At 74.1% G+C, this 14,495-nt stretch carries 15 protein-coding genes; 1 reads left to right on the top strand and 14 read right to left on the bottom strand.

The annotated features are described in order from the left end of the window. The 14 genes from IE182_RS28045 to IE182_RS27980 all read right to left on the bottom strand — a co-directional run. A partial coding sequence (locus IE182_RS28045) for a phosphoenolpyruvate carboxylase (RefSeq protein ID WP_190112760.1) occupies window positions 1–1,015 on the bottom strand: 1,015 nt, incomplete at its 3' end. A 123-nt stretch (window positions 1,016–1,138) separates the two neighbouring features. Continuing rightward, window positions 1,139–1,999, bottom strand: coding sequence for a DUF6282 family protein (locus IE182_RS28040; RefSeq protein WP_190112759.1), 861 nt, complete (start codon window positions 1,997–1,999; stop codon window positions 1,139–1,141). Continuing rightward, window positions 1,992–2,708, bottom strand: coding sequence for an RraA family protein (locus IE182_RS28035; RefSeq protein ID WP_190112758.1), 717 nt, complete (start codon window positions 2,706–2,708; stop codon window positions 1,992–1,994). Before IE182_RS28035 ends, IE182_RS28040 begins: the two co-directional genes overlap by 8 nt. Next, complete coding sequence (locus IE182_RS28030) at window positions 2,705–3,829, bottom strand: isocitrate/isopropylmalate dehydrogenase family protein (protein WP_190112757.1); 1,125 nt, start codon at window positions 3,827–3,829, stop codon at window positions 2,705–2,707. The genes IE182_RS28035 and IE182_RS28030 overlap by 4 nt, the downstream gene beginning before the upstream one ends. Window positions 3,830–3,832: 3 nt before the next feature. Beyond that, window positions 3,833–4,615 carry an alpha/beta fold hydrolase gene (locus IE182_RS28025; RefSeq protein ID WP_190112756.1) on the bottom strand — a complete coding sequence of 261 codons (783 nt, stop codon included), beginning with the start codon at window positions 4,613–4,615 and terminating at the stop codon, window positions 3,833–3,835. Beyond that, window positions 4,612–5,541, bottom strand: coding sequence for a hydroxymethylglutaryl-CoA lyase-like TIM-barrel protein (locus tag IE182_RS28020; protein ID WP_190112755.1), 930 nt, complete (start codon window positions 5,539–5,541; stop codon window positions 4,612–4,614). The genes IE182_RS28025 and IE182_RS28020 overlap by 4 nt, the downstream gene beginning before the upstream one ends. Before the next feature lie 43 nt (window positions 5,542–5,584). Continuing rightward, the gene (locus tag IE182_RS28015; RefSeq protein ID WP_190112754.1) at window positions 5,585–7,021 is read right to left on the bottom strand and encodes an FAD-binding protein; all 1,437 of its coding nucleotides are present in this window, start codon (window positions 7,019–7,021) and stop codon (window positions 5,585–5,587) included. A 60-nt stretch (window positions 7,022–7,081) separates the two neighbouring features. Then, window positions 7,082–7,672, bottom strand: coding sequence for a YciI family protein (locus tag IE182_RS28010; RefSeq protein ID WP_190112753.1), 591 nt, complete (start codon window positions 7,670–7,672; stop codon window positions 7,082–7,084). A gap of 51 nt (window positions 7,673–7,723) precedes the next feature. Continuing rightward, entirely contained in the window at window positions 7,724–8,719 is a 996-nt protein-coding gene (locus IE182_RS28005; RefSeq protein WP_190112752.1) for an NAD(P)H-dependent flavin oxidoreductase, read from the bottom strand. 245 nt (window positions 8,720–8,964) lie between these two features. Further along, a complete protein-coding gene (locus IE182_RS28000) occupies window positions 8,965–9,927 on the bottom strand; it encodes a LysR family transcriptional regulator (protein WP_190112751.1) in 963 nt (320 codons plus the stop codon). A gap of 38 nt (window positions 9,928–9,965) precedes the next feature. Further along, the gene (locus tag IE182_RS27995; protein WP_190112750.1) at window positions 9,966–10,610 is read right to left on the bottom strand and encodes a TetR family transcriptional regulator; all 645 of its coding nucleotides are present in this window, start codon (window positions 10,608–10,610) and stop codon (window positions 9,966–9,968) included. A 113-nt stretch (window positions 10,611–10,723) separates the two neighbouring features. Beyond that, a complete protein-coding gene (locus IE182_RS27990; RefSeq protein ID WP_190112749.1) occupies window positions 10,724–11,485 on the bottom strand; it encodes an HAD-IB family hydrolase in 762 nt (253 codons plus the stop codon). Then, window positions 11,482–12,645: an acyl-CoA dehydrogenase family protein gene (locus tag IE182_RS27985; protein WP_229845178.1), complete on the bottom strand. Its 1,164-nt coding sequence runs from the start codon at window positions 12,643–12,645 to the stop codon at window positions 11,482–11,484. Before IE182_RS27985 ends, IE182_RS27990 begins: the two co-directional genes overlap by 4 nt. Next, window positions 12,639–13,658 carry a ScbA/BarX family gamma-butyrolactone biosynthesis protein gene (locus IE182_RS27980; RefSeq protein ID WP_190112748.1) on the bottom strand — a complete coding sequence of 340 codons (1,020 nt, stop codon included), beginning with the start codon at window positions 13,656–13,658 and terminating at the stop codon, window positions 12,639–12,641. The genes IE182_RS27985 and IE182_RS27980 overlap by 7 nt, the downstream gene beginning before the upstream one ends. Window positions 13,659–13,831: 173 nt before the next feature. On the opposite strand from IE182_RS27980, the gene IE182_RS27975 reads away from it, so the two are divergent. Then, complete coding sequence (locus IE182_RS27975) at window positions 13,832–14,482, top strand: ScbR family autoregulator-binding transcription factor (protein ID WP_190112747.1); 651 nt, start codon at window positions 13,832–13,834, stop codon at window positions 14,480–14,482. Window positions 14,483–14,495 lie beyond the last annotated feature (13 nt).

Genomic DNA, 14,495 nt, shown 5'->3' with positions numbered 1-14,495 from the left:
TCGCCTTCAGCCGGTACGGCTCCTCCGCGTTCAGCCGCTTGTACCGCGGACTGATCTCCGGCAACAGCTCCAGGTCCGTGCGCAGCGACGCCAGCAGCTCCTCCGTCGCCCCGCCCAGCCGCACCGAGGAGGACAGGGCGCCGCGCAGGTCGTCGACGACGCGCAGGGCGTTGTCGACGCCGTACTCGTGCTGGAGGAGGAGGACGTTCCACGTCACGTCGGGGGTGACGTTGGGGTTGCCGTCGCGGTCACCGCCGATCCAGGTGCCGAAGGTCAGCGGGCGGGTGCCGGCGGGCAGGGCGATGCCCGCCGCGCGCAGCTCCTCCGTCAGCTCCTCCAGGACCCGGGGCGCGGCACTGCGGTGGAGCTCGTCGAGGTAGTAGACGGCGTTGCGGGCCTCGTCGGCCGGCTCGGGGCGGGCCACGCGCAGCTCGTCGGTCTGCCAGAGCAGGTCGATGGTCTCGGCCAGGTGCGTCTCGGTGCGGCGTCCGTCGCCGCCCGTCGTCGGCCCGTCGAGCAGCTCGGCGATGCGGCGGAGCTTGTTGAGGACGCTGCGCCGGGCCGCCTCGGTGGGGTGCGCGGTGAAGACCGGCCGCACCGAGAAGTGCCGGGCCGTCTCGCGCAGCCGCTGCAGTTCCGGTTCGCCCAGGAGGGCGGTGGCGCGGCTGATGGGGGAGCCCTCCCGGGCCCGCAGTGCGGCCAGGCCCCGGCCGCGGTGCACCTGCTCGGTGACGTTGGCCAGGTGGAAGTACGTGCCGAAGGCCCGGACGAGCTTGGCGGCCGTCTCCGGGTCCGTCGCGCCCAGCAGCCCGGCCGCCGCCTCGCCGTCCGTACGGGTCAGCGCCCGCACCCGTTCCACCAGGTCGAGGAGCTCCTCGCCCTCCTGGCGGACCAGCGTCTCGCCCAGCAGGTCGCCCAGGCGGCGGATGTCCGCGCGCAGGGCGCAGTTCTCCGCGTCGGTGGGACGCGCGGGGCCGATGTGCGGTGCCGGTGGGGCGTACGCCGGGGGTGTCACGGTTTCTCCCTGTGAAGGACCCTGGTGGGGCTGTGGCGGGGCTGTGGCGGGGCTGTGGTGGAGGGTGATGCGTGTGGGGGATGGGGTGACGCGTGGGGCACGGCGGCGGCGCGCCGCCGTCGTTCAGGGGGCGAGCAGCCGGGCCGGATTGGTGGAGGTGACCTCCTTGATCCGCTCCTCGGTGAGTCCCGCCTCCGCGAACCAGTCGGCGCTCATCACCAGCCACTCCGCGACGCCCGGCTGGTCGAGCTGGCCGAGGTCGGAGCTGTAGACGATCCGGGGGTGGGCGTGGAGCACGGTGCGGAACTGCTCCGCGTCGTGGTGGCCCAGGAGCCGGGTGAGCGCGGTCAGTTCGACGTAGACGCAGTCGGGCTCGGCGAGGTCGGCGAGGTCGGCGGGGGTGAAGCCGGACATGGGGTGGGTGGCGTGGGTGAGCAGGACCCTGGGCACGCCCAGCCGGACGGCCTCGTCGACGACCCGGAGGGCCTCCTCGCGGTTGCAGTGCCCGGTGGCGATGGCCACGGGCAGGTCGCGGGCGGCGCGCAGGACCTCGCTCACCTCCTTCCGCAGCCGGCCCTCGTCGTCCAGGACCCGGGCGCCCAGCCAAGCGTCGGCGGTGAGCCGGGGGTGGAAGGGGCGGCGGCGCAGGGCGGTGGCGGGGTGGCCGGGTTCGGTGAGGGTGGGCAGGTGGACGACGAGCCGGGCGGGGCTGTCCGGGCCGTGTTCGTACACGGACTGTTCGACGACCTGGGCCCGGACGCCCCCGGCGAGGTCGTTGAGGACGACCGCGCCGGAGACGGGCAGCCCGGCCTCGCGGGCCTCCCACGCGCGGGACGCCGTGGAGCCCAGGTGGCTCTTGACGACGACCCAGCCGCCGACGGCGGCGTAGGCGCGGGCGGCGCGGCAGGAGGTCAGCCGGCGCTCGTAGAGGTCGGGCCCGGCGTGGTAGTGGACGTCCACCACGCCGCCGGACAGGTCAGGCACGGTGCTCTCCGGTGGCCGGGCCGTCCCAGGGCTTGGCGTAGCCGAACCTCTGCCGGGCCTCGTCCAGGCGCAGGCCCTCGGCGATGGCGGCGGCGATGGCGGTCTCGGTGCCCTCGACGCGCTCGGCGCGCTCGGCGACCTCGGCGGCGTGCTCGGCCGGTACGACGAGGGCGCCGTTGTCGTCCGCGACGATGACGTCGCCGGGGCGGACGGTGGTGCCGCCGACGGTGACCTTGTGGCCGGTGGCGGCGAGTTCGACGCGGTTCTTGCCGCTGACCATGGTCACGCCGGTGCTGAACAGGGGGTATCCCATGGCGCGGATCTCGGCGACGTCGCGGGCCGAGCCGTGCAGCACGGTGCCGCGCACGTCCCGGCGGCGCGCGAGGGTGGTGAGCAGCGAGCCCCAGTTGGTGCAGTCGGTGCTGCCGGCGTTGTCGACGACCACCACGGATCCGGCGGGGACGTCGTCGAGGTAGTTGGCGGCGTTGTGGAAGGTCTTCCCGCTCGCGTCCACCGGGCGGTACGTGACCGTGTGGGCGAGGCCGGCCGTCCGGGCGCCGGGGACGCGGGCGGCGACGCCGCTCAGCACACCGCGGATGCCGAGGCTGTCGAGGGCGTCGGAGACGGAGGCGGTGTCGAGGCGGGCGAGGCGGTCGACGATCTCGGAGGGGACGACGGGGACGACGGGGACGGCGTGGTGGGTGCTCATGCGGAGACCTCCTGCGGGGAGCCGGCCGGGCGCAGCGCGTCGGCGACCGCCGCGGCGGCCTGTGCGGTGGTGGCGCTGCCGCCCAGGTCGTAGGTGACGGTGCTGCGGGCGCGGACCACGGTGCGGACGGCCTCGCGGAGCTGTCCGGCGGGCAGCGGCATGCCGAGGTGGTCGAGGAGCTGGCCGATGGTGAGCAGCATGGCCATGGGGTTGGCCCTGCCCTGGCCGGCCATGCCGGGGGCGCTGCCGTGGACGGGCTCGAAGTAGGCGCCGTGGTCGCCGATGTTGCCGCTGGGGGCCAGGCCGAGGCCGCCCATGACGCCGGCGCCGAGGTCGGAGAGGATGTCGCCGAACATGTTCTCGGCGACCAGGACGCCGAAGCGCTCGGGGCGCCGGACCATCCACAGGGCGACCGCGTCGACGTTGAGGACCTCGGTCTCGATCTCCGGGTACTCGCCCGCCATCAGCTCCAGGCGCTCGCGCAGGAAGTTGCTGCTGTTGCGCAGGACGTTGGGCTTGTCGACGAGGGTGAGCAGCCGGTGGCCGTGGGCGCGGGCGTACTCGAAGCCGAAGCGCAGCAGGCGGTCCATGCCGAAGCGGGTCTGCAGGCGCAGCGTGACGCTGGTGGCGTCGGGGCCGGAGGCGGCGGCGTTGGGGTGGTGGCGCACGGCGTTCCACAGCGCGTCGTCGAGGCCGTGGAAGTCGAGGCCGGCGTAGAGGCCCTCGGTGTTCTCGCGGATGACGGCGAAGTCGAAGGCGCCGTTCTCCAGGTCGCTGACCGGGCGGACGTTGGCGTACAGGCCCAGGCGCTGGCGGAGCTGGACGACGGGCGAGACGAACCGGCGGCCGGTGCCGCGCAGCGGCTCGGCCAGCTCGGCCTCGGCCTCGCGCAGCGGCTTGCTGGTGATCGCGCCGAGCAGGCAGGCGTCGGTCTCCTCCAGCAGCTTCCAGGTGCGCTCGGGGACGGGGTCGCCCTCCTCGCGCCAGCACTCCCAGCCGATGTCGCCGAAGCGGAGGTCCAGGGGCAGGTGCAGCGCGTCGATCGCTTCGAGGGCGGCGTGGACGACCTCGGGGCCGATGCCGTCGCCCGGCAGGACCGCGATGCTCTTCTTCTCAGTCACTTCTTACAGTTCCCTCTCGCGCAGGAAGGCCCCGGTGAAGTCCGCGACGGCGGCGGAGACCTCGGGTGCGCTCTCGGTGTGCGGGCGCATGCCGCAGCCGGGCATGACCTGGACGTGGTGGTGGGGGGCGGCCGCCGTGTGCCGGGCGCCAACGAGCCGGGAGCGGCCGCCGACGACGTTGAGCAGCGGCCCGGGGTGCCCGGTGACGGCGTCGGTGCTGTCGATGCCGCACAGCAGGGGCAGGCCGCCGGCGAGCCGCCGGGCGGCGCCGCCCGGGTCGGCGAGGACGGCGTCCGCCGGGGCCTGCTCCGGGGTGCCCTCGGGCAGGACGTAGTGGTGCAGCAGGGCCAGGGACTCGGCAAGGCGCCCGGCGCCGGCCGCGTCGGCGATCTCCGTCAGCCGGCTCTCCAGGAGCGCGTCGGCCACGGCGGGTGCCGAGACGAGCAGGACGCCGGTGGCCGGGTCGACGGCGGGCAGCAGGGCCTGGGCCAGTGCCCCGCCGAGGGCGTTGCCGCACAGCAGGTCGAACGGGCCGAAGCGGGGGAGCAGCGTGCGCCAGCGGTCGGTGAGGGCGGCCAGCGAGGTGACGTCCTCGTCCCACGCGGCGAGCGTGTCGACGACGGTGACGTGCACGCCCGCGCCGGTGAGGGCGCGGACGACGGGGGCGAAGAAGGCGCCCTCGTCCCACTGGGGCAGCACGGGGGCGAGGACGAGTGCCCTCGCCCTGGCGGCGGCGGTCTTCGGGGCGAAGACCGCCGCCGGCACAGGAGGACCGGGGAAGGTCACCGGGCCACCGACAGGGTGCGTGCGGCCTCGATGCCCGCGCGGTGCCCGCAGTTGACGGTCGTGCGGTGTTCGACGGACAGGTCGTACTGGCCGAGCAGCAGGTCCGGGAGCGGCAGCGAGGGCGTGCCCTCGGGGATGCTGGCGAGCAGCAGGTCGGCGAGCTCCAGCAGCGGCGCGAGGTGGAGGCGGCCGCCGTCCTGGGCCGTGCGCTCCAGGTGGGCCATCCACTGCTCGGCGATGAGGTTGCCGGGGCCCTTGCCCATGCCCTGGACGGAGGAGTCCATCCAGGTCGCGCCGTGGCCCATGGAGGCGATGGCGTTGGCGAGGGCCAGGCCGAGGTTGTTGTGCGCGTGCAGGCCCACCGCGCCGTCGACGACGGACCGGGTGAGGGTGGTGAGGGAGGCGGCGTCCACCGGCGACAGGGCGCCGTTGGAGTCGGCCAGGTAGACGACGTCGGCCCCGGCGTCCGAGCTCGCGGCCGCCAGCTCCACGACGGTGCGGGCCGGCAGCTGGCTGACGCGGGCGAAGTTGACGCCCACGGTGAAGCCGAGCTCCTTGGCCTGGCGGATGCGGTCCAGGCCGGCCTCGTAGCCCCGCGGGGGCAGGACGATGCGGATCAGGCGGGCGCCGGCCCGGTACATGTCCGGGAGGTCGTCGTCGTTGATGTTCTTCGGGTGGAGGATCAGGGCGACCTTGTCGGCGCCGATCTCCTCCGCCACCGCCGCGATGTAGTCGTCCTCGCCGCGCCCGGTCAGGCCGAGGTCCGGGATCGGGGCGAACGAGCCCTTGCGGTAGCCGATCTCGACCCAGTCGAATCCCGACTCGACGCTCAGTTTCGCGTGCTTGAGGGCGTAGTCCAGCGGGAAGTTGAACCCGTTCCGGTATCCGCCGTCGCGCAGGGTGACGTCGATGTTGATGATGGACATGGTGTGTTTCCCCCTAGTGGAATGACGTGGCGGGCGGGCCGCTTCACGCGGTCTGCCGCGCCGCCGCGTGGGTGGCGGCGATCCGGCCGAAGACCAGCGAGCGCAGGACCGAGGTGGCCGGCGGGTAGGAGTGGTAGTAGAGGCCGGTGGCCTCGCCCGCGGCGTACAGGCCGGGGATGGGTGCGCCGGACGGGGTGACGACCCGGCCGTCGAGGTCGGTGCGGATGCCGCCATAGGTGAAGCAGACGGCGGAGGTCACGGGGACGCCGATGAACGGCGCGGTGTCCAGCGGCGTGGCCCAGTTGGACTTGGGCGGGGTGACGCCGGTCGTGCTCTTGCCGTCGAGGCGGGTGTGGTCGAACTCGCCGGGGCCGCAGGCGGCGTTGAACTCGGCGACGGACTTCTCCAGGCCCTCCGGGTCGACGCCCAGCTTCGCGGCGAGTTCGCCGAGGGTGCCGGCCTGCTCCGGCGGGACGTCGCTGAGCAGGGAGTTCATGATGCCGGGAATGGCCAGGGTCTTGGCGTCGGCGATCCAGTACGCCTCCTGGTCCTGGTTCTTCCAGATCTCGTAGCCGACGTGCTCGAAGGTGTTGTCCCAGGTGTCGCGGCCCTCGTCGAAGAAGCGCTCCAGCTTGCCGTTGAGGAAGATGCCGCAGGCGAAGCCGTAGAGGACGGCGTCGGCGGCCTTGGTGCGGCGGTCGACCGGCTCGGCGTGGATCATGTCGAACTGGCCGGCGGTGTCGGCGCCCAGCTCCATCGCCATGCGCAGCGCGTCGCCGCGGTTGTTGGCGATGCCCGACGCGATCAGCGGCAGGTCGCAGGCGCGCTCGCCGACGTAGCGGGTGAGGGCCTCGACGCTGCCCTGGAAGCCGCCGCAGGCCAGGACCACGGAGCGGCCGCGCAGCTGCTGGGTGCGGCCGTCGCGGCCGCGGACGACGACGCCGTCGACGGCGCCCTCGTCGGTCGTGGTCAGGCGCAGCGCCTCGGTCTCGTAGCGGATGTCGACGCGCGGGTCCCTCTCCAGGGCGGCGCCGAGGTGGGAGACGATCGAGGCGCCGCCGCCGAGCGGGCTGGCGGGCGGGGTCATCGACGGGACGCCGCCGTCGAACGTGTGCGGCAGCGGGAATGCGTCGTACGAGATCTCGACGCCGTGCCGTTCGACGAAGGCGAGGGTCTGCGGGGTCTCCTGGGCGAGCCGGGCGACGTAGGCGGTGTCGACCAGGCCCTTCGACTCGCGGGTGAGGTGGTCGGCGTAGTCGGTGTCGAGCTGCCGGTCCTCGTTGACGCGCAGGAAGGCTCCCGTCCAGCGGGTGGCGCCGCCGCGGTCCTCCTTCGCGGACCTCTCCAGCACCGCGATGCGCACGGGCGTCCCGCGGTCCGCGGTGGCCTCGGCGTAGGTGACGGCGGCGGACAGGCCGGCGGCGCCGAAGCCGATGACGATGAGGTCGTATTCCTCCGGCGTTGACGGCGTTGACGACATGGAAGTCTCCTGTGGGAAGAGTGTGCGAGAAGTCGAGGGGTGGGGGGTGGGGAGCGCGGGTCAGCGGGCGGGGGTGATGACCCGGCTGGTGCGGTAGAGGCGGTACTTGGCGCCCGTGGTGGTCTTGGCGAACGCCTGGTAGCGGGCGGTGAACTCCGGGTCCTCGAAGATCGCGTCGAATTCCTCCTGGCTCGACCAGGCCGCGAGGTTGACGATGGCGTCGCCCTCGACGCTGGTCAGCAGGCGGGAGCCGCGGAAGCCGGCGGCCGTGGCGGAGACGTGCTCGACGGCCTCGGCGAGCGCGTCGACGGACTCGCCGGCGGAGTCGGTGGTGGCGACGTTGATGAGGTAGACGGAGTCGTCCGGCGTGGGGGAGAGGGTGACGCCGGGGGACGCGAACCGGGCCTCGAAGGCGGCGGTCTCGTACGAGGCGATGCCCCGCTCGTGCCAGGGGTCGCTCTCGATGAGCGCGGTGACCTGCTCCTCGTCGAGGTCGGCGGTGACGATCACCGCGCCGCCCCCGGCCTTCGGGCCGCTGAGCAGGATGCGGCCCTGGTCGGCGTGGGTGCGCAGCCACTCCTTGTGCCCGGCCATGTGGGCGTCCACGACGTCGCGGGGCTGGAGGTAGGTCAGGGTCAGGACGTGAATCATCGTTTCCTCTTCGGGGTGGGTGCTCGGTGGGGGAGGGGGGTGCCGGGGCCGTCAGGCGCCGGCGGGGGCCGTGATGCCGTGGACGAGGCGGCCGAGGGCGTCTTCGGCCTCGGTCACCAGGGAGCGGACGACGTCGCCGGCGGGGCGGATGTCGTGGACGAGGTCGAGCACTTCGCCCGCGAACATGGCGCGCTGCGTGGTGTCGTCGCGGGCCACGGCGGCGAGCCAGGCCGGCTCCACCTCGGCGCGGCGCTCGGCCAGTTCCTCGTCGCGCCCCTCCCAGGTGCGGGTGAAGTCGTTGGCGACGGTCCGGGCCGTGTAGACGGCGTCCCAGGGGATGCCGCGGACGACGTCGAAGGCGCGGCTGTCGACGGTGTCGGCCGTACGGGCGCTCACCATCGTGGACTTGAAGCCGGCCGAGGCCAGCGACTCCTCGGTGGCGGCGAAGCGGGTGCCCACCATGGCGCCGTCGGCGCCCAGGGCGAGGGCGGCCGCGAGGCCCCGGCCGTCGGCGATGCCGCCGGTGGCGACGACGGGCACGGCGCCCTGGACGATGTCGAGGACGGCGGGGACCAGCGGCAGCGTGGCCAGCCGGCGCTTGTGGTGACCGCCCGCCTCGGCGCCCTGGACGACGATGACACCGGCGCCGGCCCGCAGCGCGACGGCCGCCTGCTCGGGGTCGTGGACCTGCACCACCACGTGCGAGCCCGCCTCGCGGGCCCGGCCCACGTAGCGGTGGACCTGCTCCTCGTCGCCGAAGGAGAGGGCGACCACCGGGGGTGCGTAGCCCATGACCTGCTCCCACAGGCCGGGGCGCTCGTCGAACGTGAACATCACGCAGCCGACGCCCCAGACGCCGCCGGCCTGCGCCGCCTGCTCCACGTGCTCGTCGATGAAGGCCGCGTCGCCGTAGCTGACGCCGACCAGGCCCAGTCCGCCGGCCGCGGTGACGGCGGAGGCCAGCCGGCCGCCGGCCACCGACCCCATCGGTGCGCTGATCACCGGGTGGTCGATGCCGAGCAATTCGGTCAGCTTTGTCTTGATCACGCATTCCCCCTGGGAGATGAGCACGGGCGGACTGGAAGTCCGCGACGCTGCGGAGCAATTCCGGGAATTCGGCGGCCGTTTGTCGTTCAAGCGCCGTGGACACCACGCTAGTTGGCTTGTTCGGACTGCGTCCAAGACGAAAAAGATGTAGCCGCCATGCTGTATTTCCTATGGCTGCAGGACGGTCATAAGCAAAAAAGGATGGCGGCAATAGCCGCCATCCTTCGGTCCGTTGCCGCCCCGGGTCAGTGGCCGACCGGCCAGTAGCGCGCGGCCGCCACCCGGCGCAGGGTGCGGGCGTGCGGGCCGCCGTCGAGCGCGGCCAGCGCGAGCCGCTCGCGGGGTGCGCCGTGCGGGGGCAGCGGACGCCAGGTGAGCTGCGGGTAGCCGTGCACGGAGGGCTGGGGACGCAGGGCCACCAGGTCGGGGGTGGACTGCAGGGCGTGGACGAACAGGGCCTGCTGGTCGTGGTCCATCGGGTGCACCTCCGGCTGCCAGCCGAGCGCCGCGAGCTGGGACAGCACGGCCTCGGCGTAGCCCGGCGCGCACCCGGTGTCGAACCACAGCAGCCGCTGGGCGGCGAGATCGGCCCAGGTCAGCGCCGGCCGGGCGGCGAGCGGGTGGCCGGAGTGCAGGACGACGCCGAGGGGCTCGTCCCAGACGGTGGCCAGGACGAGCCCCGGGGCGTCGATGGGGATCCGTACGACGCCGAAGGCGAGCTCCCCGTGCTGCAGCAGCTCCAGCTGGCTCGCCGAGTGCACGCTGCGCATCGTCAGCCGCGGCGCCGGGCCGCCCTCCGCGCCGTCGGGCCGGGCGCTGCGGCCGGTGAGCCCGCACTGGATCTCGGCGAGCACCTCGGCGGGCACGCCGTGGCAGACGCCGACCGGGAGGTCGGCGGGGGCGGGCGCCGCCGCCGCGATGGCCGACCTGAGCCGGCCGGGGATGTCCCGGACGCCGTGGAGGAACGCCCGCCCGCCGGCGGTGAGTTCGACACCGCGTGAGCTGCGGTGGAACAGCGGGGCGCCGACGCGCCGTTCCAGCCGGCGGATCTGCTGGCTCAGGCTGGGCTGGGAGATGTGCAGCTCCTGTGCCGCCGCGGAGACCGTGCCGGCGCGCACGACCGCGAGGAAGTAGCGAAGGTGGCGCATGTCGACGTCGTCGACGTCGTCCGTGCCGGGCGCGGGCTGGAACTCGTCTACCACGGTCATCTGATGTCCTCCGTTGTCGTGGTGCCGGGCGGTGGCGGTCAGGATTCCTTCGGGAAGGTATGTTTTTGGGTGCGGCTTCCGGCGCGTTCCTTGCCGGCGTGTTCCTTCACGGAAAGCGCCTCGATCAGAACCCGCCACGCCTCCTCCCATCCCGGCAGCGGTTCGTCCTGTGCCCCGTGCCGCGAGGCGTGCAGGGTGCCGTAGACGAAGACCAGCAGCAACTGGGCGAGCACCTCCGGCGGATGGGGCCGCACCGCGCCCTCGTGCTGGGCCCGGTGGACGAGGGCGATCAGGCACTGCCGGGCGTCCTCGAAGACGTCCGGGACGTCCGCGTCGTGCGGGCGCCGGTCCGCGGTCAGCCGCAGCGCCGCCCGGAAGCGGACGTCCGTGCACAGCCGGTCGGCCAGGCCAAGGGCGAGCGCTTCGAGGGCCGCCGCGGCCGTGCGGTCCGGCGCCTCGCAGTGCCGGCGCAGCGCCCGCCACGCCTCCAGCGCCTGCTGCACGAGCGCGCCGGCGATGTGTTCCTTCGAGGGGAAGTGCCCGTAGAGCGCCCCCTTCGTCATGTCGGTGCGCGCGACGACCGCGTGCAGGGTGGTGTCCGCGTAGCCCCGCAGGGCGAACTCCTCGGCCGCCGCGTCCAGGAAGAGCTCGCGCGTACGCCGGGCTCTCTCTTGCTGTGCCACCTCTTCCCCTTCCGTCCCGTCGGAGGATGATCACTGCGCACAACATACCTTCTGAAAGGTATGTTTTTCTGTCCGGGAGGGGCCGGGCCCTGGGGCCCGGCCTGCGGAGCGTCCTACCCGACGGCCGCGGCCCGCGCGGTGCGGGGCCCGGCGGTCGCGGGGAGGACGGGCCAGCCGTGGCGGCGCGCCTGCGCCAGCAGGGCCGGGTCCCCGCCGACCACCGCCGGCCGGCCCACGGCCCGCAGCATGGCCAGGTCGCTGGTGTGGTCGCCGTAGCCGAAGCAGTCCTCCGCGGCCGCCGGCAGCTGTGCGAGCAGCGCGGTCACGGCCCGGGCCTTGGCCTCGCCGATCATCGGGTGGTGCACCTCGCCGGTGAGGACGCCGTCCGGCCCGGTGATCTGCTCGGTGCACAGCACCAGGTCGGCGCCCACGTCCCGGGCGAGGGGAGCGAGCAGCGCGTGCGTCGAGCCGGAGACCAGCACCACGCCGTGGCCCGCGTCGCGGTGCCGGTCCAGCGCTGCGAGGCCGGCGGTCACGAAGGCCGCCCGGTTGCGGCGGTAGGCGGCGTACCACTGTTCGCCGGCCCGCTGCAGCCGGGCGAGGGGGACACCGGCGAACCGGCGGTAGTAGGCGCGGTTCCGCTCGGCCCGGTCGGCGCCGGCCGGCAGCGCCCGTGCCGCGGGGCCCGGGTGGCCCCCGTCGCTCAGGAAGCCGCCGGGCTCGGACTCCAGCGTCCAGTAGCTCCAGAAGTCGAGCATGCTCTTGGCCGCGAGCACCGTCTCGTCGACGTCGAAGAAGGCGATGTGCCCTGCGCGGGCGAGCCGTTCGGGCGGGGAGTGCGGGCCCGCCGTCCGCTCGACGGCGGGCGCGGTCATGCGTGCCCCCCGTAGGCCGCACCGGCGTACGCGGCGGACGCCGCCTCGAAGCCCAGGGCGGCGTGGCCGGCGGCGGCGCCGACGTCGCGCCACCGGCGCTGCAGCGAGTCGCTCTCCATCTGGCCGCGGATGCCGGAGGTGCGGAAGAGCCGGTCGACGGCCTCCACGCACAGGTCGGCGGCCATGGCCGCGTCCCGCTGGTTCTCGGCCGTGCTCAGGGGCGTGACGGCGCCGCCGTCCGCGCGCTGCGCGGCCTGCAGGAGGAGCAGCCGGGCGGCCTCGATCTGTGCGGAGGAACGGGCCAGCACCTGCTGGGCGGAGGGCGTCTCGCGGGCCGGGCGGCCGTCGACGCGCCGTCGCACCGCCGTCGCCTCCCGCCACTCGCGCAGGGCGCCGCGCGCACCGCCGAGCACGGGCGCGGCGAACATCAGCGCGGCGACCATCGGGTACGGCACCTGGTGGCAGCGCGCTGCACCGGGCTGGGCGGGCAGCAGGTCGGCGAGGGTGAACGAGCGGTGCGCGGGGACGTGGACGCCCTCGCAGGTGACGGAGTTGCTGCCGGTGCCGCGCAGCCCGAGCGTGTGCCAGGTGTCCAGCACGGTGACGTCCGCGCGGGGGACGGCGAAGATGCGGTGCTCGCGGGGGTCGGCGCCCGTGGGGCGGCTCGCGAGGAGCACCCAGTCGGCGTGGTCGATGCCGCTGGCGAAGGACCACTGCCCGTCGATGCGCCAGCCGTCGCCCTCGGCCACGGCCGTGCCCTGGGGCGGGACGATCGAGGCGGCGATCCGCACGTCGGGGCCGTCGGCCCACAGGTCGCGCTGGCCGGCCTCGGGCAGGTACGCGGCCAGCCGGCCGTGCGCGGCGTAGAGCGTCGCGCACCAGGCGGCCGACGCGCAGGTCTCCGCGATCTGCACGGCGCTCTCCAGCAGGGCGGTGAACGTGCCGGCGCTGCCGCCCCAGCGGCGGGGGACGAAGTGGCGCGCGAAGCCCGACTCGCCGATCTCCGCGGCGAGTTCCGGCGTCAGGCGCCGGCCCTCCTCCACGGCGGCGGCGTCCCGTCCGGCGAGCGCGGCGACCTGTTCGGCGGCGACGGCCAGCGGGGAGAGCTCGGGCATGCCGGGCGGCGGGGTCGGGGGGGTGGAGGGTGCGGTGCTCAGCATGCCGTGCTGCCTTCCGTGCCGGGGAGGGCCGGCCGTACCAGCGCGGAGGCCAGGGTCCGGTCCTGCTGTGCGGCGGTGACGTTCAGGTAGGGGCCCGCCCGGAAGACGGGCTGGGCGGAGATGGTGACGGGGGCGTCGAGTTCGCCGAAGGAGTGGAAGGCGGTGCTCGCCGAGGCGAGGGACACGGGGCGGTGCGCTCCGGCGCCGGCGTCGTGGGCCGCGAGGACGTGCGCGGCCTGGCGGAACGCCTCCATGAGGACCATGCCGGGGATGTGGTCCGAGGCGTGGTCGAAGAGGACGGGGTGGTTCTGGTCCATCCGCAGCTGCCACGTGCGGTGCCCGGCCGTGGCGGCGGTGCCCGGCACGGTGGCCAGCAGGACGTCCGAGGTCCGCTGGTAGCCGACGGCCGCGGGGTGCAGGGGAGTTGCGTGCTCCCACGCGCCGGGAGCGGCGGGGGAGACGGGGTGGCGGTACCGGATCCGGTCGTACCGCTCGGGGGTCACCGCCTGCCAGCTCTGGCACGCCGTACCCAGGCGCCGTTCCCCGTGGTGGACGGTGGCCTGCAGCCGCATCCCGAAGCGTCCGGGACCGGTGGCCGTGGGCGCGAGGGAGACGTCGAGGGTCAGGGGTAACGGGCTGCCGTCCCCGGACGGCAGCGGCTCGTCGAGGTCGAAGCCGAGGTCGCACAGGACGAAGGGGCGGTCGGCCGGGACGCCGTAGAAGCGGTGCGACAGGAAGATGGTGGTCTGCCGGACGGTCTCGACGAGGAGCATCGGGTCGGCGTGGCCCCCGCTCCCGCGGTGGGTCAGGAACCGGTCGCGCGGCCACAGCGCGGCGACGGCGAAGCGGTCCTCGGCCAGCCGCCGGGCGTCGGTCAGGAGCACTTCGGTCGCAGCGGCCTTGTGGACGGTGTGGCGCGGGACGCGATGGGTGTGGCTGAGCCCCCGCCCCAAGCCCGGCAGCGGGCTCCCGGCCCAGGTGGACGACGGCGAGGATGCAGTGGTGGCAGGCATGTACGAACTCTCTCCCCCAAGGAGCCGACAGCTGTCCGGCAAGGCCCGGACCTGCGGTTCCCATGATCAGTATGACCGCAAATCGAAAATATACCGTCGGGAAGGTATATTGCAATGGCCTTCCGGAGTCCCCTCGCGCGGAAGGGCAGGTCAGGGAAGAGACGGAGACCCAGATGGCGAACGAGGCACCACCGACGTCCGCGTTCTCGGCGAAACCCATCGCCGTCACCCGGGGGCCCGCCCCCAAGCAGGACCGCTCGATCCGGACCAAGGCCCTCGTCCTGCGGGCCGCCGCGGAGCTCTTCGCGGCGCAGGGCTTCCGGCGGACCTCGGTCAAGGACGTCGCCGACCGGGTGGGCATGACCAAGGGGGCGGTGTACTTCCACTACCCCTCCAAGGAGGTGCTGGCGGTCGCCGTCGTCGAGCACCTCTACGCCCGCTGGCCCGTCCTGCTGGAGGAGATCCGGGCGGAGGGCCTCGGCCCGCTGGAGACCGCCGAGGAGATGCTCAGCCGGGCGGCCCTCGCCTTCCGCGACGACGTCATCGTCCAGGCGGGCGCCCGGCTGCAGATCGAACGCCCGGAGATCGACGCCGAGGTGCCCACCCCGTACGTCGACTGGACGCAGCTGCTCACCGAGCTGCTGACGGCCGCGGCCGCGGACGGGCTACTGCGGCCCGGCGTGGTGCCCGAGGCCGCGGCCCGGTCGCTCGTCGCCGGGTTCTTCGGCATGCAGCACATCTCCGACGTGCTGGAGCACCGCGCGGACATCGCCGAGCGCTGGCGGGAGCTCAGCGACCTGCTGTTCCTCGCCGTCCGTGCGTAGAGCCTGCCCGTAC

This window comes from Streptomyces cinnamoneus, assembly GCF_014650495.1.
Lineage (GTDB): Bacteria > Actinomycetota > Actinomycetes > Streptomycetales > Streptomycetaceae > Streptomyces > Streptomyces cinnamoneus.
The sequence above is the reverse complement of the archived record's forward strand: the minus strand, read 5'-3'. Positions and strand labels throughout refer to the sequence as shown.

What these genes read in the sequence shown, in the direction of transcription:
- IE182_RS27990 (WP_190112749.1), bottom strand. Translation starts at nt 11,485, where the DNA reads ATGACCGCGCCCGCCGTCGAGCGGACGGCGGGCCCGCACTCCCCGCCC.
- IE182_RS27985 (WP_229845178.1), bottom strand. Translation starts at nt 12,645, where the DNA reads ATGCTGAGCACCGCACCCTCCACCCCCCCGACCCCGCCGCCCGGCATG.
- IE182_RS27980 (WP_190112748.1), bottom strand. Translation starts at nt 13,658, where the DNA reads ATGCCTGCCACCACTGCATCCTCGCCGTCGTCCACCTGGGCCGGGAGC.
- IE182_RS28035 (WP_190112758.1), bottom strand. Translation starts at nt 2,708, where the DNA reads ATGAGCACCCACCACGCCGTCCCCGTCGTCCCCGTCGTCCCCTCCGAG.
- IE182_RS28010 (WP_190112753.1), bottom strand. Translation starts at nt 7,672, where the DNA reads ATGATTCACGTCCTGACCCTGACCTACCTCCAGCCCCGCGACGTCGTG.
- IE182_RS28020 (WP_190112755.1), bottom strand. Translation starts at nt 5,541, where the DNA reads ATGTCCATCATCAACATCGACGTCACCCTGCGCGACGGCGGATACCGG.
- IE182_RS27975 (WP_190112747.1), top strand. Translation starts at nt 13,832, where the DNA reads ATGGCGAACGAGGCACCACCGACGTCCGCGTTCTCGGCGAAACCCATC.
- IE182_RS28015 (WP_190112754.1), bottom strand. Translation starts at nt 7,021, where the DNA reads ATGTCGTCAACGCCGTCAACGCCGGAGGAATACGACCTCATCGTCATC.
- IE182_RS28000 (WP_190112751.1), bottom strand. Translation starts at nt 9,927, where the DNA reads ATGACCGTGGTAGACGAGTTCCAGCCCGCGCCCGGCACGGACGACGTC.